Genomic DNA, 19,167 nt, shown 5'->3' on the forward strand with positions numbered 1-19,167 from the left:
GGCGTGACGGGCGCGGGCACGGCGGCGGGTGCCTCGGCGACCGGGGCCGCGACCGGCTCCACCGGGGAGGGGGCCAGATGCGGCCCGGTCGGAACCGAGCCCTCCACCGGCACGAACTGACCGACGGCGGGCGGCTGTACGGCCGGGGTGGCCACCACCGGCATCACCGGCGACAGCGGCGCCTCGACGGGCGACGGCTGCTCGGCGGCGACGGCGTGAACGGGCGCGTGCGCGGGCGCGCCGACCGGAGCGAGCTCTTCCGGGACGACCGTTTCTGCGGCGCTGACCAGGCCGTTCACCGACTGCTGAGGTTCCTGCTGCGCAAGAGGCTGCTGGGGCTGGACCTCCTGCGGCGCAACTGCCTCGGCGGCCATGGGCTCGGGCTGCCGGACCTGCTGGGCCGGCTGCGGCTCGGGCTGCGGCGCCGGGGCCTGGGCGGCCTCCTGCGGCGCCACGGACTCCCACGGCGTCGCGCCCTGCGGCGGGAGCTCGCTCAACTGGGGGGCGGGCACCGGCGGGGCGGTTTCCTCGCGGGGCACGTCCAGGTACTCGGGGCCGGTGGTCGGCGGGCCCGGGGTGCGCGCCGGGGCCGGGTTCGCGGGGGCTCCGGCGGCGGGACCCCGGTCGGCCAGCGACCGTACGACACCGCCGGTGGCGTCCGGGACCGGCGGGCCCATGTGCAGCGGGCGGCGGGCGGTCGGGGGCGTCACGGCCGGGGCGGCGGCCGGGGTGCGCACGGCGCCCAGGTCCACCGAGCCGGAGTCACGGCCGCCGGCCTCGTGGGCGCCGGGCTCGACGGGCTGCTCCACGGCGGGGGCGGCGGGCGCCGGCGCGGGGGCCGCGAGCGGCGCGGGCGCGGACTGCGGGTCGATCCAGGCGCCCTGGGCGCCGGGCATCAGCAGGAGGTCGTCGTCGTCCGCGCCGAGCGCCGAACCGTCGGAGGGGTCGAGGAAGGTGTACGCGCCGGGAGCGGGGACGCCCGGCTGCTCCACCATGCCCGCGTCCTGAGGCAGCCCCTCGCCCGGGACCTGGCCGGTGTCAGTCATGCGTACCCCTCGCCCATCTGTAGTGCTTCTTCGGCATGCGCCCGGGGACCGCCCCACGCAACGAGCGCCCGCACCCGTCAACGAGAACGAGCGGGCACGCCGCGCGGTGCGAACGGCCCGCGAACACAAAGCATTGTCGCGGGAGATCGCCGACCTGGCGCCCCGTCTCGGCCACGGAACGTGTGGGGTGCGCCACGTTGCGCTCCCCCGGGATCCGACGTACCGCGACAGGGCCCCAAACCGGTTCCCCAATCCGGACATTGACGAACGTAGCGCCGAACGGCCCGGTGCGGTACAACAGTCGGCCAGCCTACCCCGGACGACACGCCGGAGAGATCACGGGGACCTTTCCCGGCGCCTTCCGGAGAGCAGGAATGCGACCGAGCGTTCGCGTTCCGACCAGGCGCTCGTGTCCAGGTCCACGGACTGGAGGAGGGCGCACTCCACGTCGTAGCCGCCGGCTTCGAGGGCCGCGCCGATCGCCTCGGCGCCGTCCCGGGTGGCGGCGTGCGCGACGATCCGCTCGGGGCGGCGGTCGGCGCAGGCGGCGACGACCTCCGCTCCCCCGCCGCCGACGCGCACCACGTCGGGCTCGGGCAGCGACTCCAGTACGTGCGGGGCGCGGCCCGCGACCACCTGGAGCTGGACGCCGAAGCCGCGGGCCGCGGCCTCGGTGCGGGCGCAGGCGTCCGGCTCGGCGTCGACGGCGATGACGGCGGCGCCGAACCGGGCGGCCTCCACGGACAGCGCGCCGGTGCCGCAGCCGATGTCCCAGACGAGGTCGCCGGTGCGCGGGCCGAGCCGGGCCAGCTGGGCGGCGCGCAGATCGGCGGACTCGCCCGCGCCGAGCCCCTCCCCATACGCGTGCGCGGGCAGCGCCCAGCCGCGCACCTGCTGCGGATAGCCGGGGTCGCGTCCGGCGATCCAGCCGGCGCCCGCCACCGGGCCCTGGCCGCCGCCGATCACTATGACGAGATTGGGGTCGCGCCAGGCGTGGTCGGCGACCTTGTCGGAGGTCAGGACGGTGACCTGCTCGCGCTCGCTGCCGAGTTCCTCGCAGATGACGAAGGTGCGGTGGACGCCCTCGAGGAGCAGGGCGAGCTCGGCGGGCCCGGCGCCCGGCGAGGTGAGGACGGCGACCTTGGTGTGCGCCCGGCACACGTTGACGGCGCGGCGCAGGGTACGGCGGTGGGCCACGACGATCTGGGCGTCGTCCCAGGGCATCCCGGCCCGGGCGAAGGCGGCGGCGACGGCCGAGACGGCGGGCACCACCTCGACCTCCAGGCCGTGCTCGGGGGCGCGCAGGGTGCGGACGACGCCGAAGAACCCGGGGTCCCCGTCGGCCAGGACGACCGCGCTGCCGCGGTGGCCGGCGATACGGCGGGCGGCGAGGTCGACGCTGCCGAGCCGGATCCGCTCGGCGCGCGGCGGCACCTCGGGCAGCGCCAGGTGGTGGGCGGCGCCGGCCACCAGGGTGGCGGCGGACAGCGCGGACCGGGCCGCCGAGGTGAGCGGCGAGCCGTCCCAGCCGATCACCGTCACGCGGTCGGCCATCGTCGTCAGTCTCCAGGAGTTGTCGCAGGTCGGGGCGGCCGCGGTGGGCCCGGCCAGGGTGAGGGTACCTGGTGCGGCGCGGGGCGGGCCGGGTGAGCGGGGCGGGCCCCGGTCAGTTCCAGTCGGCGAAGGAGGCGTACCCGGCGTCCGCGAGCTGGTCGGCGACGCCGTCGAGGTCCTCGGGGAGCAGGCTCCACACGATCAGGTCGGTGCGGAAGTCCGCCCAGCCGCCGTCCTCCGTCTGGGTCCGCGCTATCCAGGCGTTGCGCAGCACGCCCTCGCTGATGCAGCCGATCTTCTGGGCGACCTGCTGGGAGGCGGTGTTGTCGGCGGCGGTGCGCAGCTCGATGCGCTCGAAGCGCTGGTCCCGGAAGAGCCACTGCGCGGCGGCGAGCACGGCCTCGGTGGCATAGCCCTCGCCGCGCGCCCAGGGGGCGATGACATAGCCGACCTCGGTGGCCAGGGTGCGCCAGTTGGTGTTCTGCAGATGGACGACGCCGACCAGGCGCTGGGTGAGGAACTCGGTGACGGCGAAGACGATGCCGCGCCCCGAGGTGCGCTCGGCGGGCGCGTGCAGCCGTACGAACTCCAGGGCGTCGCGGGCCGTGTAGGGGTGGGGCACGGAGGTCCAGGCGATGACGTGCTCGTCGTTCATCATCTCGATGTGCGCCGGGATGTCGTCCTCGTCGAAGGCGCGCAGCACCAGCCGGTCGGTGCTGATGGAGATGTCCGGGAACACCGGGGTCGGGCTAGTCATGTTCCGCTCCATGCCGGGGGGGGACGGGTCGTCAGGCCGTAAAGGCACAGCATGCAGCATCGGCGCGGGGATGTGCATGGCCGGGGGGCGGGCCCCGGGGCGGCCGGGCACGCCCGGGCCCCGCCCACCGAGCGGTGTGCGGGGCCCGAAAGCGGTGGCCGGAACTGGCCGGTGCGGGTCAGGACTTGACGGCGCCGAAGGACGGGACGACCGAGCCCTGGTACTTGTCCTGGATGAACTTCTTGACCTCGTCGGAGTTCAGCAGCTTGGCCAGCTTCTGGATCCGCGGGTCGGCCTCGTTGCCCTGCTTGACGGCGAGGAAGTTGGCGTACGGGTTGCCGTCCGCCTTCTCCAGGACGAGCGCGTCCTTGGCCGGGCTGAGCTTGGCCTCGATGGCGTAGTTGCCGTTGATGACCGCGGCGTCGACGTCGTTGAGGGCGCGCGGCAGCGTGGCGGCCTCGATCTCCTTGAACTTCAGGCCCTTGCTGTCCTTGATGTCGGAGAGCTTGGCGGAGGTGCCGACGCCGTCCTTGAGGGTGATCAGGCCGTTGCCCGCGAGCAGCTGGAGCGCGCGGCCCTCGTTGGTGGTGTCGTTGGGGACGGCGACCGTCTGGCCGGAGGTGATCTCCTTGGCCGACTTGACCTTCTTGGAGTAGAGGCCGAGGGGCTCCAGCTCCACGTTGACGACCGGGACGATCGTCGTGTGGTTCTTCTTGTTGAAGTCGTCCAGGTACGGCTTGTGCTGGAAGAAGTTGGCGTCGACCTGGCCCTGCTGGGTGGCGGTGTTCGGCAGGACGTAGTCCGTGAACTCCTTGACCTCCAGCTTGAGTCCGGCCTTCTCCGCCAGGTTCTTCTTGACGAAGTTCAGGATGTCGGCGTGCGGGGTCGGGGACGCCGCGACGACGAGCGCCTTGCTGGGGTCGGCCGAAGCGCCCTTGGCGGACGAGGACTTCGGGTCGGAGGACGTGCCGCAGGCGGTGAGGCCGAGAGCGAGCGCGGCGGTGGCGGCGGCAGCGGCGGTGAGCTTGATGTTCTTACGCACGAAAAGTGCCTCTTTCTGGTGGTGCGGGTGGTCGCCCGGACAAGGAGTGCGGGCTCTGACGGAGGAGGTTCAGGAGGTGCGGCCCCGGCGGGCCAGCAGGCGCACGGCGCCGTCGCCGATCAGCTGGACCACGGTGACGATGGCGATGAGCACACCGACGGTGACGAGCATGAACGGGGTCTCGAAGCGCTGGAAGCCGTAGGTGATGGCCTTGGAGCCGAGGCCCTCGCCGCCGACCGCGCCGGCCATCGCCGAGTAGCTGACCAGGGTGATCACGGTGGTGGTGAGCGCGGCCACCAGCGAGGGCAGGGCCTGCGGGAGCAGCACCTTGCGGACGATGGTCCAGATGGAGCCGCCCATCGACTGGACGGCCTCGACGAGCCCGTGGTCGACCTCGCGGATCGCGGTCTCCACCAGCCGGGCGAAGAACGGGATGGCGCCGACGGCGAGCGGCACGATCATCGCGGTGGGGCCGATGAAGGTGCCGACCACCCAGGTGGTGAAGGGGATCAGCGCGATCAGCAGGATGATGAACGGCATCGAGCGGCCGATGTTCACGATCACGCCGATGACCTTGTTCACCGGCCGGTTCTGGAGCAGGCCGCCCTTGTCGGTCAGGACGAGCAGCACCCCCAGCGGCAGTCCGCCCGCGACGGTGACCAGGCTGGACCAGAGCACCATGTAGAGGGTGTCGATGGTTCCCTGCGACAGCAGCGGCTGCATCTCGGACCAGCTCACTTGGCACCTTCCTTGACCAGGGCGGCGGCCTGCGCCTGCGCCGGGATGTCTGCTGCGGCCTCGGCCGTCTCGCCGGGCTCGACCACGTCGACCTGGAGGCCCTGCTCGCGCAGGAAGCCGACCGGGACGACGTTCTCCTCGTACCGTCCGGGCAGCTCGATGCGCATCCGGCCGATCTGCCGGCCGCCGACGGTGTCCATCGCGGCGCCGAGGATCGAGACGTCGACGTTGTACGTGCGCGCCAGCTGCGAGATGACCGGCTGGGTGGCGGACTCGCCGTGGAAGGTCACGTCGACGACGGTCCGCTCGGGGCCGGTGGCCTCGCCGGTCACCGGGAACAGCTCGGCGGCGAGCTCGGAGCCGGGGGTGGCGAGCAGTTCGCCGACCGTGCCCGTCTCGACGATCTTCCCGCGCTTCATCAGCGCGGCCGAGTCGCACACCGTCTTGACGACGTCCATCTCGTGGGTGATGAGCAGGACGGTGAGGCCCAGCTGCTGGTTGAGGTCGCGCAGCAGCTGGAGGATGGAGCGGGTGGTCTCCGGGTCGAGCGCGCTGGTCGCCTCGTCGGAGAGCAGCACCTTGGGGTCGCCGGCCAGGGCGCGGGCGATGCCTACGCGCTGCTTCTGGCCGCCGGAGAGCTGGGCGGGGTAGGCCTTGGCCTTGTCGGCGAGGCCGACCAGGTCGAGCAGCTCCAGGGCCTTGCGGGAGCGCTCCTTGCCGGAGACGCCGAGGATCTCCAGGGGCAGCTCGATGTTGGCCTGCACGGTGCGCGCGGAGAGCAGGTTGAAGTGCTGGAAGACCATGCCGATACGGCTGCGCGCCTGGCGCAGCTCCTTGCCGGCGCGCCGGCCGCGCCCGGCGAGGGCGGTGAGGTCGACGCCGTCGACGGTCACCGTGCCGGTGGTCGGCCGCTCCAGCAGGTTGACGCAGCGGATGAGGGAGGACTTGCCGGCGCCGCTCTGGCCGATGACGCCGAAGACCTCGCCCTCGCGGACATGGAGATCTACGCCGTCCAGGGCGGTGACCTCACGGCCGCGCGACTGGTAGACCTTGGTGAGGCCCGTAGTGGTGATCACAGGATTTCCGTCACTGTCGAGTGCGCGGCGCGGTGTCCGCCGGGCACGGGGCATTCGTGTTCGGGACGCGTCACAGCCACATCGGTGGTAACCGGGAGGCATGGCGTGCGCGGGCATGGCTCATGGGTCTCGCTTCGGGGCGCGAGGCTCAGGCGGGGGCCCTCAGAAGGCGCACATTCGACACAGACAACGAGCACCGGGCGTGTTCATCGCCTCGGTCGCAAGGGTGCGGCTGCTCGTCGTGGTCATGCATGAAGTAAAGCAGAAGGAGCGAAGAGCGGATCAGGGCTGTCCGGATTCCGGACAGCATCGGCCCGCCATACGGACGCCCCCGGGGCGGCCCGGACACCCCACCCGCTCCCCTCCCACCCCTCTGGCCTGGGCCGATACGGCGAGCCCGGCCCCACCTGCGACAGCTGCCGCCACCCGCCGGGCGACCGCCTCCTGTGGTCAAGGCCACGGCGGCCCCCACTGTCCCGCCGGTCCGGCCCCGGGCCGCGCGCGGCGGGCGGTTCGGGCCGTAATACGCTCGTTCTCATGCTTGACGCCCTGACGGTCGCGGTCGCCGCCGCCGCGCTCGCCCTCGCCGCCTGGTGCGGCTTCGCCGCCTACCGGGACCAGCCCACCAAGGACTGGCACTTCATCGGCATGGCCGTGGTCTCCGTGCTGGCCCTGGCGCAGCTGGTGGTCGGCGTCGTCCAGCTGGGACGCGGCGAGCGGCCGGACCAGAGCATGGCGATCTTCATCGCCTATCTGGTCGGCTCCTTCGCGGCCGTCCCGGCGGCCGGACTGCTGTCGCTGAGCGAGCGGTCCAAGTGGGGCTCGGTGACGGTCTCGGCCGGCGCGGTGGTGCTCGCGGTGCTCGAAGTGCGTCTCTACGACATCTGGGGAGGGTGACCGTGGCCGAGTCCACCACCGGGTCCACCGGGCGGAACGAGTCCGACGGCAAGCGCCTGGGCAGCGGTCCCGGCCGTGTACTGGTCTGGTTCTACGGTGTGTTCACCGTGGCCGCCGCCTCCCGCTCGATCGTCCAGATGATCCAGGACTTCGGCAAGGCCCCGCTGGCGTACGTCCTGTCGGCCGTGGCGGCCGTGGTGTACGGGTTCATCACGTTCTCGCTGGTACGCGGCGGCGAGCGGCTGCGGCGCACGGCGCTGGTGTGCTGCGCGGCCGAGCTGGTCTTCGTCCTGACCGTCGGCACGTGGACGCTGGCGGACAAGTCCGCGTTCCCCGACGCGACGGTCTGGTCGGACTACGGAGCGGGCTATCTGCTCATCCCGGTGATCCTGCCGGTGCTCGGGATGCTGTGGCTGCGGCGCAATCGGGCTGCCGCCTGAGGTCGTTTGCCTGCGGGCCGTCTGTGGCTGGTCGCGCAGTTCCCCGCGCCCCTAGGTACCTAGGGGCGCGGGGAACTGCGCGAGCAACCCACCACACACCCGCGGACAAAGGCCGGGCGCCGCGGAGCGCTACGCGCTGGCCACGAACTCCCTGGCCGACGCGTCCTTCTCCAGGGTGACCAGGGACAGCCCAGGCCTCAGCGCCTCCGTCGCGACCGGCGCGTACCCGTGCTTGCGGTACAGCCGCAGGTTCGACTCGCTGCGATGCCCCGTGAAGAGCCGGAACCGCTTGGCCGACAGCTGCCCGGCGAAGTGCTCCTCTATGGCGCTCAGCAGCCGGCTGCCCAGACCGTGCCCCTGCATCCTGGGGTGCACGATCAGCTTGTCGATCCGGCCGGTGCCCGACGCGTCCACGCTGCCTCTGACCGAGGCGACCACCTCGTCACCGAGCCGCGCCACCAGCGCGTACCCGTCGTCCAGCTCGCTGCGCAGACCGTCGAGCGTCTGGGTGAGCGGCTCGATGGAGTAGTCGCCGTAGAGCTCCGCCTCGCTCTGATAGCAGAGGTACTGCAGCTTGAGGATCTGCTCGCAGTCGCCTTCACGCGCCGCCGAGATGGTCACGCTCATGCCCATGTGTGCATGCCTTCCGCTCACCCGTCCGCCGGTTGTCTAACGCTCCATTCCCCGCAGGCCAGGAGCCGCAACCTCCGCCGCGAGCATTCTGCGCAGGCATCCCAGGCAACGGGAACGCATCGGCCCCAGACTCCCCTGTGAGATATCCAACTCCCCTGCGATTTCTCGGTAGGTGGGGTCGCTGGGCGACAGAAGTGCGGTCAGCAGACGTGGGCAGTTCCCCGGAGTCCTGGCCACGGCCGTACGCAGAGCACGGCTCAGCTCCTCGCTCAGAACCGTGCGTTCCGGGCCTGATTCCGGGTCGGCGGCCGGTTCCGCGGCGAACGGCAGCTCGCGCCGCGCCCGTCGGCGGGCCCGTCTGACTTCCGCCCGAACGGCCCAGCGCACCCAGGGCACCGGGTCCGCCGGACGGATTTCGAGGAGCCGCACCCAGACGTCCTGTTCCAGGTCCGCGGGGTCGACTCCGGCGCCCGGCGCCTCCGCGGCGGCCTCGGCGGCCAGCAGCGGGCTCAGCTCTTTGACGAGGTCCATGCCGGGCGGGACGCGACCGCCGCCGAGGACGGTTTCGACGGCGGCCGCTTGTCACCCGTACGTGAGAACCGCACGCGTATGCGTTTTCCCTAGCTCTTGGACCGGAAATCCGCCGCGGCGAGCAGCGCCGTGTCCGCGTTGTCCGAGAACACCGCGTCGATCCCGGTGGCGAAGTACGTCCTGAACGCCCCGAACACGTCCCCGTACGCGTTCGGGTCGGTGCCCCGCCGGAAGTCCGCGGGCAGGAAGGTGTTCTCGTTGCGCATCGTGTACGGGTGCAGGACGAGCCCGTGCGCGTGGGCGTTAGCGACCAGCGTGGTCGGCTTGGTGAGCCGGCCCGCCGCGTCCTTGGGGATGATCAGGTCCAGGGTCGGCCCGATGCCCTGCGCGTACGAGGCGATCCACTTCAGGCCCTCGGGCTTGACCAGGTCGTCGGTGGTGCGCGGGTCGCCGCTCGCCACGAAGTCCCACGGCTTGGAGCCGGCGCCGGACAGCAGCACCACCGAGGGGGTGTCCACCAGCCGGCTCAGCCGCTGGATGCTGCTCGGCTCGAACGACTGGAGGAACTGCGGGGAGTCGAGGCGGTGGCGTCCGTACCGGCGCAGCAGCTTCGCGACCCGGTCCTCCAGGGGCAGCCCGATGCCGCGGAAGTACGTGGGGTGCTTGGTCTCGGTGTGCAGCCAGACGCGCCGGCCCAGACGGCGGCCCTCGCGCTCGGCCCACTGGAGGACCTCCTCGAAGGTGGGCACGTCCCAGCGGCCGTCGTAGAGCGTGTTGCGCTGGCGCACGGCGGGCAGCCGCTCCTTGGCCCGCAGGGTCTTCAGCTCGGCGAGCGTGAAGTCCTCGGTGAACCAGCCGGTGACGGAGGTGCCGTCGATGGTCTTGGTGGCCTTGCGCCCGGCGAACTCACGGCGCTCGGCGACGTCCGTGGTGGCGGTGATGTCGTTCTCGTGGCGGCAGACCAGATGCCCGTCCTTGGTGGGGACGAGGTCCTGCTCGATCACATGGGCGCCGAGGTCCAGGGCGTGCTGGTAGGAGCCGAGGGTGTGCTCGGGCCGGTATCCGGCGGTGCCGCGGTGCCCGATCACGTACGGGACCGGCAGGTCCTTGTACGAGCCGTGGCGGCGCGCGTCACCGTGCCCCCGCGCCGGCTGCGCGCTCGCGGTCGCGGCGGGCAGCCCGGCGGCCGCCGTGCCCAGAACCGCCGCGCCGAGCACGGTGCGCCGCCCGGGGCTCATCCGCTCACCCTGTGTCATAAACGCTCCTAGTGAAGTGGTGTTCTGCCGCGTCGAAGGCCTGTTCCGCACCTGTCAACGCGAGGGGACGAGCGTAGGCGTACGCCCTTTAAGGAGGGGAGCCCCCGCGGCCAACGAGGACCGAACGTGGCGCGAACACACGTCAACATCGCGTATCCACTCCATGAACCCGATGTGCGATCAGAGGCGACCCGCGAGTATCGTCCTCACCTGCGCGGACCTCGTTCTGCCGCGCGGACCCGTCAGGCCCACGACACCGGAGGAAGCGTTGTCCCGTCTCGCGCTCATCAAGGCAGTGCTCGGACCGATCATGCGCCTGATGTTCCGTCCGCGGGTGGAGGGCGCCGAGAACATCCCCGGCACGGGTCCGGTCATCCTCGCGGGCAACCATCTGACCTTCATCGACTCCATGATCATGCCGGTCTGTCTGGACCGGCCGGTGTACTTCATCGGCAAGGACGAGTACGTCACGGGCAAGGGCGTCAAGGGCCGGCTGATGGCCTGGTTCTTCAGCGGCGTCGGCATGATCCCGGTGAACCGCGACGGCGGCCACGGCGGCGTCGCGGCGCTGATGACCGGACGTCAGGTGCTCGAGGAGGGCAAGGTCTTCAGCATCTACCCCGAGGGCACCCGCTCCCCCGACGGCCGGCTCTACCGCGGCCGCACCGGCATCGCCCGGCTGACCCTGATGACCGGCGCGCCGGTCGTGCCGTTCGCCATGATCGGCACGGACAAGATCCAGCCCGGTGGGGCGGGGCTGCCGCGGCCCGGCAGGGTGACGGTCCGCTTCGGCGAGCCGATGGAGTTCTCGCGGTACGAGGGGATGGACCGGGACCGCTACGTCCTGCGGGCCGTCACGGACTCGGTGATGGCGGAGGTCATGCGGCTGTCCGGCCAGGAGTACGTCGACATGTACGCCACGAAGGCGAAGGCGGCGTAGCCGCCGGTTTTGTGTTTGTAGGGGCGCGGGGAACTGCGCGACCAGCCACAGACGGCCCGCAGCCTGGACTCAAGTAGTCCTTCGGCTGCGGGCCGTCTCGGGCTGGGCGCGCAGTTCCCCGCGCCCCTGAGGGGGCCGTGGCCCGGGCCAGAGGGGAGGCGCGCCCCGGACGGGTTACGGGTGCTCCAGGCCCTCCTCCAGGCGCTGGCCCCGCAGCAGGAACCACGCCGCCACCGCCGTCGCGAACAGCACCGCGCTGCCGACCGCCGCCGCCGTCTGGAAGCCGTCCGTGAACGCCTCCCGGGCGGCGGACAGCATGGGGGCCGCCTGCTCGGCCGGGAGCCGCGCGGCCACCTCCACCGCGCCGCCGAGTGAGTCGTGGGCGGCGTCGGAGACGCCGGCGGGCAGGTCGGCCGGGGCGGTGAAGCCCCGGTAGATGCCCGTCACCACGGAGCCGAGCAGCGCGATGCCGAGCGCCGCGCCCAGCTCGTACGCCGTCTCGGAGACCGCCGACGCCGCCCCCGCCTGCTCCTTGGGCACGCTGGAGAGGATCACGTCGGCCGTGACCGTGAAGGCGAGACCGGCGCCGAGGCCGCCCACGAACAGGGCGATGCCGAGCGCGACGACCCCGGTGTCGGCGGATATCGCCATACAGGCCGCCAGGGCCGCGCCGACCGCCGCGAGCCCCGTGGCGACCGCGCTGCGCACCGAGGCCCGGCGGGCCACGTACCCCGCCGCGAGCCCGGCGCCCACCGCGCCCACGGCCGCGGGCAGTTCGATCAGCCCGGCCTCCAACGGCGAGCGCACCTGGACCAGTTGGAGGAACTGGGAGAGGAAGAACACCAGGCCGGACAGGCCCAGAATGGTCAGCAGGTCGGCCAGGACCGCGCCGGAGAAGCCCCGGTGGTGGAAGAGCCGCATGTCCAGCAGCGGCGATTCCAGGGTGAGCTGGCGGCGTACGAACCAGACGAGCGCCAGGACACCCACCGCGGCCACCACAGCGATCTCCAGCCCGAAGCCGTTGACCGCCGCCTCCTTCACCGCGTATACGATCGCGACCATGCCGACCAGCGAGAGCAGCACGCTGACGAGGTCCCAGGGGCCGGGGTTCGGGTCGCGCGACTCCGGCAGCAGCTTGACGCCGACGAGCACCAGCACCGCCATCACGGGCAGGTTGATCAGGAAGACCGAGCCCCACCAGAAGTTCTCCAGCAGGAAGCCGCCGACCACCGGTCCCACGGCGGCGCCCGCCGAGGCCGCGGCGCCCCAGATGCCGACCGCGAGGCTGCGCTCGCGGGGGTCGTGGAAGATGTTGCGGATCAGCGCCAGGGTGGACGGCATCAGGGTCGCGCCCGCGACGCCGAGCAGCGCCCGCGCCGCGATCATCATCTCGGGGCTGGAGGCGTACGCGTTGAGCACCGAGACCGCGCCGAAGGCCACCGCGCCGCAGAGCAGCAGCCGCTTGCGGCCGATCCGGTCGCCCAGGCTGCCCATCGAGACGAGCAGACCCGCGATGACGAACGAGTAGACGTCGCCGATCCACAGCAGCTGCGGCCCGGACGGCTTCAGGTCCTCGCTGAGGAACGGGGTGGCCAGGCCCAGCACGGTCGCGTCGACCGCGACGAGGAGCACGGCCAGCACGAGCACGGCCAGGGCCAGCCAGCGGCCCGGGTGGCGCACCTCGTGCACGGACTCGGTCCGGCTGTCGGTACTGGTCATTTCTCCACGCTCCGTCGCGCTCCGCCGAGCAGCAACTCGACGATCATGTACTGGAAGTCGTTGGCGGCCACCCGGCCGACCTGGACGGCCCAGGCGCAGGTGCCGATCAGGCCGTACAGGGCCTCGGTGAGCCAGGCGGGGGTGAGGTCGATCCGGAAGTCGCCCTGCTCCTGGCCGCGCCGGAAGAGGGCGGAGACGCGTGCGTCCAGCCGGGCCCAGCCCTCGTTCATCTGGTCGCCCTCGAAGAGCTGGTTCTCGGTGACCAGGAAGGCGAGCAGCCCGGCCGCGGGCTCCACCTCGGCGAGCAGCCGGCGCAGCGCGTCGGGGGCGGGCCCCTCGTCCAGCCGGGCCGCGTCCAGGGCGGCCTCGAACCGCTGGATGCCGAAGTCCTCCAGCGCCCTGACCAGCGCGTCGCGCCCGGCGAAGTGGCGGTGCAGGGTGGCGCGACCGATCCCGGCGGCACGGGCCACCTCGTCCATCGTGGCGGTCGCTTTGCGGGAGAGCAGGGCGGCCGCCGTACGCAGCACCTGGTCGCGGTCCACAGTCATGAGACAACCATAGACCGAATGAGACGCCAGTGTCTCATTCGAAATGCTGTCGACCCGCGGCCCGGTCACTCACTAGCCTGTCCGGCGGCCCGTCCACACCCTCGGAAGGAACCCGAAGTGACCGACAACCGCGTGCCGCCGCCCCTGCTCGCCGGTGAGCGCGAGACCCTGCGGGCGTTCCTCGACTACCACCGCGCCACGCTCGCCATGAAGTGCGAGGGCCTGACGGACGAGGAGCTGCGCACGCGGTCCATGCCGCCGTCGACGCTCTCGCTGCTGGGACTGGTCCGGCACATGGCCGAGGTCGAGCGCACCTGGTTCCGCAAGGTCGTGGCCGGCGAGGACATCACGCTGGTCTACTCGGACGTGGACGACTACCAGGTGGCGTACGACGCGAGCGGCGCCACCCGGGCCGAGGCGTTCGAGCGGTGGCAGGCCGAGGTCGAGCACTCCCGCCGCATCGAGCGCGAGGCCGAGTCGCTGGACACGGTCGTCCACTCCGCCCGGTGGGACACCGACCTCTCCCTGCGGCTGGTGATGGTGCATGTGACGCTGGAGTACGCCCGCCACAACGGCCACGCCGACTTCCTGCGCGAGGGGATCGACGGAACAGTAGGGGCGTGAGCGCTCCGCTGGGGATGCGGTGATGAGGTGAGGCGACTGCGGGCCGTCTGTGGCTGGTCGCGCAGTCCCCCGCGCCCCTTAGCGGCGCTTCCGCCTGCGCACCACGAAGACCGCCGCCGCGCCGAGGGCGCCCAGCGTCCCCGGAGCCGCCGACGCGACCGTGCCGATGCCCGGCTGGCCGAAGGTGCTCGGCACCGGCAGCGTGTCCCAGCGGTTGAGGGGCCAGGCGATGACGAGCGCGCGCCCCACGACCTTGTCGACCGGCACCGAGCCGCCGCCCGGCTGCTCCTGGTGGTAGCGGGAGTCGGCCGAGTTCTGCCGGTGGTCGCCCATGACCCAGATCCGGCCCTTGGGCACGGTGATCTTGAACTGGCTCTCGGGGTCGGTGCTGCAAGGGGTGTTCCCGGCGAAGATGTACGGCTCGTTCAGGGCCTTGCCGTTGACCTTGAGGGGGCCGGTGCCCTTGCACTCGACGGTGTCGCCGCCCACCGCGACGACCCGCTTGATCAGGTCCTTCTCCTCGGCCGACGGCATCAGACCCACGAAGCTGAGGACCTTCTGGATGGCGTTGGGCTGCGGGGTGGGCTCGCCCTCCAGCCAGTTGCCGGGGTCGTGGAAGACGACGACCTCGCCGCGCTCCGGCTCGGAGCCGAACCACGGGGTCAGCTTGTCGACCAGGACGCGGTCGCCGCGCTGGAGGGTGTTCTGCATCGAGTCCGAGGGGATCGAGAACGCCTGCACCAGGAACGTCTTGATCAGCAGCGCGAGGATCAGCGCGATACCGATGAGCAGCGGCAGCTCCTTCCAGAAGGAGCGCTGCTTGGCGGCCTTGGGCGCGGTCTCGCCGTCGGCCGTCCCGTCGGCCACCGCCTCGGGCGCCGCCGTCGGCCCCTCGGGTCCCAGCGGGCCCTCCTGGGGCCGCTCGGCCTCCCCGTGTCCTTCTTGCGCGCCGACCGCCACGTCCCCCACGTCCACTCCCTCACCGCCGAAGGAACCATGGTCGCACGAAACGGGTGCCGCTGATCGACATCGGCGGCGCAGTCCATCCGTACGGGGCATGCGCGGCGCGCACACCCCGTACCCGTATCTCACTTCTTGGCGTCGGCCCAGGCGTGCTGGACGGCCAGATCGGCCTTGACCTCGGCGAGTTGGACGGCGACGGCCGAGGGGGCGGTGCCGCCGCGGCCGTCGCGGGAGGCGAGCGCGCCGGGCACGTTCAGGACGGTCCGCACCTCGGGCGTCAGATGCCCGGAGATCTCGGCGAACTGCTCGTCGGTGAGCTCGTCGAGCTCGATGCCCCGCGCTTCGCAGACCTTGACGCACTCCCCCGCGACCTCGTGCGCCACCCGGAACGGCACGCCCTGCTTGACCAGCCACTCCGCGATGTCGGTGGCGAGCGAGAAGCCCGCGGGCGCGAGTTCCTCCATGCGCTCCCGGTTGACCGTGAGGGTCGCCATCATCCCGGTGAACGCGGGCAGCAGCACCTCCAGCTGGTCGCAGGAGTCGAAGACCGGCTCCTTGTCCTCCTGGAGGTCGCGGTTGTACGCGAGCGGCAGCGCCTTCAGCGTCGCCAGCAGACCGGTCAGATTGCCGATGAGCCGGCCGGACTTGCCGCGCGCGAGCTCCGCGATGTCCGGGTTCTTCTTCTGCGGCATGATCGAGGAGCCGGTGGAGAAGGCGTCGTGCAGGGTGACGAAGGAGAACTCCTTCGTGTTCCAGATGATGACCTCCTCGGCGATCCGGGAGAGATTGACGCCGATCATCGCGGTGATGAAGGCGAACTCCGCGACGAAGTCGCGGGAGGCCGTGCCGTCGATGGAGTTGGCGGCGCTGCCGTGCTCGAAGCCGAGGTCGGCGGCGACCGCCTCGGGGTCCAGGCCCAGGCTGCTGCCCGCCAGCGCGCCCGACCCGTACGGCGAGACCGCCGTGCGCCCGTCCCACTGCCGCAGCCGCTCGGCGTCCCGGGACAGGGACTGGACGTGGGCCAGGACGTGGTGGGCGAAGAGGACCGGCTGGGCGTGCTGGAGGTGGGTGCGGCCGGGCATGGCCACGTCCGGGTGCGCCTCGGCGAGCCCGACCAGGGCGTCCTGGAGCTCGGCCAGCAGCCCGGCGATGATCCGGGCGTGGTCGCGCAGATACATCCGGAAGAGCGTGGCGACCTGGTCGTTGCGGGAGCGGCCGGCCCGCAGCTTGCCGCCGAGGTCGGGGCCGAGCCGCTCCAGCAGGCCCCGCTCCAGGGCGGTGTGGACGTCCTCGTCGGCGATGGTGCCGGTGAAGGAGCCGTCGGCGACGTCGGCCTCCAGCAGGTCCAGGCCCTCGGTCATGCGCTGGAGCTCGTCGGCCGTGAGCAGGCCCGCCTTGTGCAGCACGCGCGCGTGGGCGCGGGATCCGGCGATGTCGTACGGGGCGAGGCGCCAGTCGAAGTGGACCGACGCGGACAGCTTCGCCAGCGCCTCGGCCGGACCGTCGGCGAAGCGGCCGCCCCAGAGCCGGACGTCACCGTTGTTGCTGCTCACAGCTGTTGCTCCTCACAAGGGTGGATATGCGGCCGCCTCCCCGCCGCGGAGGTACGGGGAGGCGGCTGTGAACGACTCGGGTCAGGCGAGGTCACGCTTGGCGGCGATCTTCGAGGAGAGGCCGAAGATCTCGATGAAGCCCTGCGCCTTGGACTGGTCGAAGGTGTCGCCCGAGTCGTAGGTGGCGAGGTTGAAGTCGTACAGCGACTCCTCGGACCTGCGGCCGGTGACCACGGCGCGGCCGCCGTGCAGGGTCATCCGGATGTCGCCGGTGACGTGCTGGTTGGCCTCGTTGATGAAGCCGTCCAGGGCCCGCTTGAGCGGGGAGAACCACAGGCCGTCGTAGACCATCTCGCCCCAGCGCTGCTCGACCTGCCGCTTGTAGCGGGCCAGTTCGCGCTCGACGGTGACGTTCTCCAGCTCCTGGTGGGCGGTGATCAGCGCGATCGCGCCGGGCGCCTCGTACACCTCACGGGACTTGATGCCCACGAGCCGGTCCTCGACCATGTCGATCCGGCCGATGCCCTGGGCGCCGGCCCGCTCGTTGAGCTGCTGGATGGCCTGGAGCACGGTGACGGGCTTGCCGTCGAGGGCGACCGGGACGCCTTCCTTGAAGGAGATGACGACCTCGTCGGCCTCGCGCGGCTCGGCCGGGTTCGAGGTGTACTCGTAGATGTCCTCGATCGGCGCGTTCCAGATGTCCTCCAGGAAGCCGGTCTCGACGGCACGCCCGAAGACGTTCTGGTCGATCGAGTACGGCGACTTCTTGGTGGTGGCGATGGGGAGGTTCTTGGCCTCGCAGAAGGCGATCGCCTTGTCCCGGGTCATCGCGTAGTCACGGACCGGGGCGATGCACTTCAGGTCGGGGCCGAGCGCGGCGATACCGGCCTCGAAGCGGACCTGGTCGTTGCCCTTGCCGGTGCAGCCGTGGGCGACGACGGTGGCGCCGTGCTTCTGGGCGGCGGCCACCAGGTGCTTGACGATGGTCGGCCGGGAGAGGGCGGAGACCAGCGGGTAGCGGTCCATGTACAGGGCGTTGGCCTTGATCGCCGGGAGGCAGTACTCGTCGGCGAACTCGTCCTTCGCGTCCGCGACCTCGGCCTCGACGGCACCGCAGGCGAGCGCGCGCTTGCGGATGACGTCCAGGTCCTCGCCGCCCTGGCCGACGTCCACGGCGACGGCGATGACCTCGGCGCCCGTCTCCTCGGCGATCCAGCCGATGGCGACGGAGGTGTCCAGACCGCCCGAGTAGGCGAGTACGACGCGCTCGGTCACGGGTTTCTCCTTACGGTGCATTCGGTGATGGGTATAACTATGCAGTGCTCCGTATGTTTTGTCAACGAGACGGCGATTGGGGCCCGGCCTTTGTCTGCGGCGGAGTGGGTGGCTGGTCGCGCAGTTCCCCGCGCCCCTCAAGTGCGCCCCTCCGGGGCGCCCAACCCGCGATCGCCCCGGAGGGGCGCTTTAGGGGCGCGGGGAACTGCGCGAGAAGAGGCCACCGGTCTGCGGAGAACCACACCGCCGGGGTAACGGTTCGGCCCCCGGGAGGACGTCAACGGGTGGGCCGCGTACGGTCTCGGGCATGATGCGTACCGCTCTCGCACTCGGCGCGGCCCTGCTCGCGCTCGCGGCCCCGGCCGCCGCGGCCGACTCCCGCCCGTTCCCCTCGCCGCACCTGCCCAACCGGATGGCCGACACCGGCGGCGGGACCCAGCTGATCACCGCCGAGGCCCCCTCCCTCGGCTCCACCACGGGCCGGGTGACCTGGTGGGACAGGCGCGGGCCGCTGTGGGTGGCGGTGGGCCGCGCCGAGGCCAGGTTCGGCGCCAACGGCCTGGTCGAGGGCACCGCCCGCAAACAGAGCACCAGCACCACCCCGACCGGCCTCTACGACCTGCCGTACGCGTTCGGCACCACGGCCGCGCCCCAGGGCACCCGGTACAGCTACCGCCGTGCCACGGCGAAGTCCTGGTGGTGCGAGGACACCGCCTCGCAGTCGTACAACCGCTGGGTGGAGGGCCTGCCCGCGGACTGCCGCGCGAGCGAGTCGGAGCAGATCACCGCGTTCCCCACGCAGTACGCCCGCGCCCTGGTGGTCGGGTTCAACTACGACCAGCCGGTGCGCGGGCGGGGTGCGGGAATCTTCCTGCACGTCAACGGGAAGGGGGCGACGGCCGGTTGTGTCTCCGTCCCGGCGGACGCGATGGCCGCCATCCTGGCCTGGGCGGACCCGGCCAAGCACCCCCACATCGCGATCGGCACGGCGTCCGGGCCGACCGCGATCACTCGTTACTGAGCCGTGAGCGGGATCTAGCGGTCGTTCTGCGCCAGGCGCAGCAGATGGTCCGCCAGGGCCTGGCCGCCCGCCGGGTCGCGGCTGATCAGCATCAGGGTGTCGTCCCCCGCGATCGTGCCGAGGATGTCGTGCAGTTCGGCCTGGTCGATGGCCGAAGCGAGGAACTGGGCGGCGCCCGGCGGCGTACGCAGCACCACCAGGTTGGCGGAGGCCTCCGCGGAGATCAGCAGCTCCGCGGAGAGCCGGCGCATCCGCTCCTCCTTGGCCGACTCGCCGAGGGGGGCCTTGGGCGTGCGGAAGCCGCCCTCGCTGGGCACCGCGTAGATCAGCTCGCCGCCGGTGTTGCGGATCTTCACCGCGCCCAGCTCGTCGAGGTCGCGGGAGAGCGTCGCCTGGGTGACGCTCAGCCCGTCGTCCGCGAGCAGCTTGGCGAGCTGGCTCTGGGACCGCACCGGCTGCCGGTTGAGGATGTCCACGATCCGGCGGTGGCGGGCGGTGCGGGTCTGCGGTACGGCGGGGCCGCCCGGCTCGAAGTCCTGCGCCTCGTCGGTCAT

Annotated in this window: 19 protein-coding genes and 1 pseudogene; 5 read left to right on the top strand and 15 right to left on the bottom strand. The window is 71.9% G+C overall.

Annotation, left to right across the window (positions count from 1 at the left end):
- The 6 genes and pseudogenes from ABD236_RS21145 to ABD236_RS21170 all read right to left on the bottom strand — a co-directional run.
- Positions 1 to 1,046, bottom strand: a pseudogene (locus ABD236_RS21145) (nicotinate-nucleotide--dimethylbenzimidazole phosphoribosyltransferase); the annotation flags it as partial.
- 336 nt (positions 1,047 to 1,382) lie between these two features.
- Entirely contained in the window at positions 1,383 to 2,600 is a 1,218-nt protein-coding gene (gene cbiE / locus ABD236_RS21150; RefSeq protein WP_344075451.1) for a precorrin-6y C5,15-methyltransferase (decarboxylating) subunit CbiE, read from the bottom strand.
- Positions 2,601 to 2,712: 112 nt separating this feature from the next.
- On the bottom strand, positions 2,713 to 3,369 hold the full coding sequence (locus ABD236_RS21155; RefSeq protein WP_344075453.1) for a GNAT family N-acetyltransferase: 657 nt from the start codon (positions 3,367 to 3,369) through the stop codon (positions 2,713 to 2,715).
- A 166-nt stretch (positions 3,370 to 3,535) separates the two neighbouring features.
- A complete protein-coding gene (locus ABD236_RS21160; RefSeq protein WP_344075455.1) occupies positions 3,536 to 4,399 on the bottom strand; it encodes a MetQ/NlpA family ABC transporter substrate-binding protein in 864 nt (287 codons plus the stop codon).
- A gap of 69 nt (positions 4,400 to 4,468) precedes the next feature.
- Positions 4,469 to 5,137, bottom strand: a complete 669-nt coding sequence (locus tag ABD236_RS21165) for a methionine ABC transporter permease (protein ID WP_344075458.1) — start codon at positions 5,135 to 5,137, stop codon at positions 4,469 to 4,471.
- Complete coding sequence (locus tag ABD236_RS21170; RefSeq protein WP_344075460.1) at positions 5,134 to 6,213, bottom strand: methionine ABC transporter ATP-binding protein; 1,080 nt, start codon at positions 6,211 to 6,213, stop codon at positions 5,134 to 5,136. Before ABD236_RS21170 ends, ABD236_RS21165 begins: the two co-directional genes overlap by 4 nt.
- 537 nt (positions 6,214 to 6,750) lie before the next feature.
- Between ABD236_RS21170 and ABD236_RS21175 the strand changes: the two genes are divergently transcribed.
- Together ABD236_RS21175 and ABD236_RS21180 are read left to right on the top strand one after the other, a co-directional pair.
- Positions 6,751 to 7,110 (top strand): hypothetical protein, encoded by a 360-nt coding sequence (locus ABD236_RS21175; RefSeq protein ID WP_344075463.1) that lies wholly within the window; start codon positions 6,751 to 6,753, stop codon positions 7,108 to 7,110.
- 2 nt (positions 7,111 to 7,112) lie between these two features.
- A complete protein-coding gene (locus ABD236_RS21180; protein ID WP_344075465.1) occupies positions 7,113 to 7,550 on the top strand; it encodes a hypothetical protein in 438 nt (145 codons plus the stop codon).
- 129 nt (positions 7,551 to 7,679) lie between these two features.
- Here ABD236_RS21180 and ABD236_RS21185 read toward each other — a convergent pair whose 3' ends face one another.
- The 3 genes from ABD236_RS21185 to ABD236_RS21195 form a co-directional block, all read right to left on the bottom strand.
- Positions 7,680 to 8,183 (bottom strand): GNAT family N-acetyltransferase, encoded by a 504-nt coding sequence (locus ABD236_RS21185; protein WP_344075467.1) that lies wholly within the window; start codon positions 8,181 to 8,183, stop codon positions 7,680 to 7,682.
- Between the two features lie 36 nt (positions 8,184 to 8,219).
- Positions 8,220 to 8,714: a sigma-70 RNA polymerase sigma factor region 4 domain-containing protein gene (locus ABD236_RS21190; RefSeq protein WP_079125792.1), complete on the bottom strand. Its 495-nt coding sequence runs from the start codon at positions 8,712 to 8,714 to the stop codon at positions 8,220 to 8,222.
- An 89-nt stretch (positions 8,715 to 8,803) separates the two neighbouring features.
- Positions 8,804 to 9,970: a glycerophosphodiester phosphodiesterase gene (locus ABD236_RS21195; RefSeq protein WP_344075470.1), complete on the bottom strand. Its 1,167-nt coding sequence runs from the start codon at positions 9,968 to 9,970 to the stop codon at positions 8,804 to 8,806.
- Between the two features lie 268 nt (positions 9,971 to 10,238).
- Here ABD236_RS21195 and ABD236_RS21200 point away from each other — a divergent pair, with 268 nt between their 5' ends.
- Positions 10,239 to 10,910: a lysophospholipid acyltransferase family protein gene (locus ABD236_RS21200; protein ID WP_344075473.1), complete on the top strand. Its 672-nt coding sequence runs from the start codon at positions 10,239 to 10,241 to the stop codon at positions 10,908 to 10,910.
- A gap of 174 nt (positions 10,911 to 11,084) precedes the next feature.
- Here ABD236_RS21200 and ABD236_RS21205 read toward each other — a convergent pair whose 3' ends face one another.
- Both ABD236_RS21205 and ABD236_RS21210 read right to left on the bottom strand, forming a co-directional pair.
- The gene (locus ABD236_RS21205) at positions 11,085 to 12,629 is read right to left on the bottom strand and encodes an MFS transporter (RefSeq protein WP_344075475.1); all 1,545 of its coding nucleotides are present in this window, start codon (positions 12,627 to 12,629) and stop codon (positions 11,085 to 11,087) included.
- Positions 12,626 to 13,177, bottom strand: coding sequence for a TetR/AcrR family transcriptional regulator (locus ABD236_RS21210; RefSeq protein ID WP_344075477.1), 552 nt, complete (start codon positions 13,175 to 13,177; stop codon positions 12,626 to 12,628). Before ABD236_RS21210 ends, ABD236_RS21205 begins: the two co-directional genes overlap by 4 nt.
- A 117-nt stretch (positions 13,178 to 13,294) precedes the next feature.
- On the opposite strand from ABD236_RS21210, the gene ABD236_RS21215 reads away from it, so the two are divergent.
- Entirely contained in the window at positions 13,295 to 13,801 is a 507-nt protein-coding gene (locus ABD236_RS21215; RefSeq protein WP_344075479.1) for a DinB family protein, read from the top strand.
- Between the two features lie 78 nt (positions 13,802 to 13,879).
- On the opposite strand, the gene lepB is transcribed toward ABD236_RS21215, so the two are convergent.
- The 3 genes from lepB to ABD236_RS21230 form a co-directional block, all read right to left on the bottom strand.
- Complete coding sequence (gene lepB, locus ABD236_RS21220) at positions 13,880 to 14,761, bottom strand: signal peptidase I (protein ID WP_344075547.1); 882 nt, start codon at positions 14,759 to 14,761, stop codon at positions 13,880 to 13,882.
- A 128-nt stretch (positions 14,762 to 14,889) separates the two neighbouring features.
- Entirely contained in the window at positions 14,890 to 16,317 is a 1,428-nt protein-coding gene (gene argH, locus ABD236_RS21225) for an argininosuccinate lyase (protein ID WP_344075482.1), read from the bottom strand.
- Between the two features lie 81 nt (positions 16,318 to 16,398).
- Positions 16,399 to 17,592, bottom strand: a complete 1,194-nt coding sequence (locus ABD236_RS21230; protein WP_344075484.1) for an argininosuccinate synthase — start codon at positions 17,590 to 17,592, stop codon at positions 16,399 to 16,401.
- 310 nt (positions 17,593 to 17,902) lie between these two features.
- Between ABD236_RS21230 and ABD236_RS21235 the strand changes: the two genes are divergently transcribed.
- Positions 17,903 to 18,613 (top strand): L,D-transpeptidase family protein, encoded by a 711-nt coding sequence (locus tag ABD236_RS21235; protein WP_344075549.1) that lies wholly within the window; start codon positions 17,903 to 17,905, stop codon positions 18,611 to 18,613.
- Between the two features lie 14 nt (positions 18,614 to 18,627).
- Here ABD236_RS21235 and ABD236_RS21240 read toward each other — a convergent pair whose 3' ends face one another.
- Positions 18,628 to 19,167, bottom strand: coding sequence for an arginine repressor (locus tag ABD236_RS21240; RefSeq protein ID WP_344075486.1), 540 nt, complete (start codon positions 19,165 to 19,167; stop codon positions 18,628 to 18,630).

It is taken from the genome of Streptomyces crystallinus (assembly GCF_039521265.1).
Taxonomy (GTDB): Bacteria; Actinomycetota; Actinomycetes; order Streptomycetales; family Streptomycetaceae; genus Streptomyces; species Streptomyces crystallinus.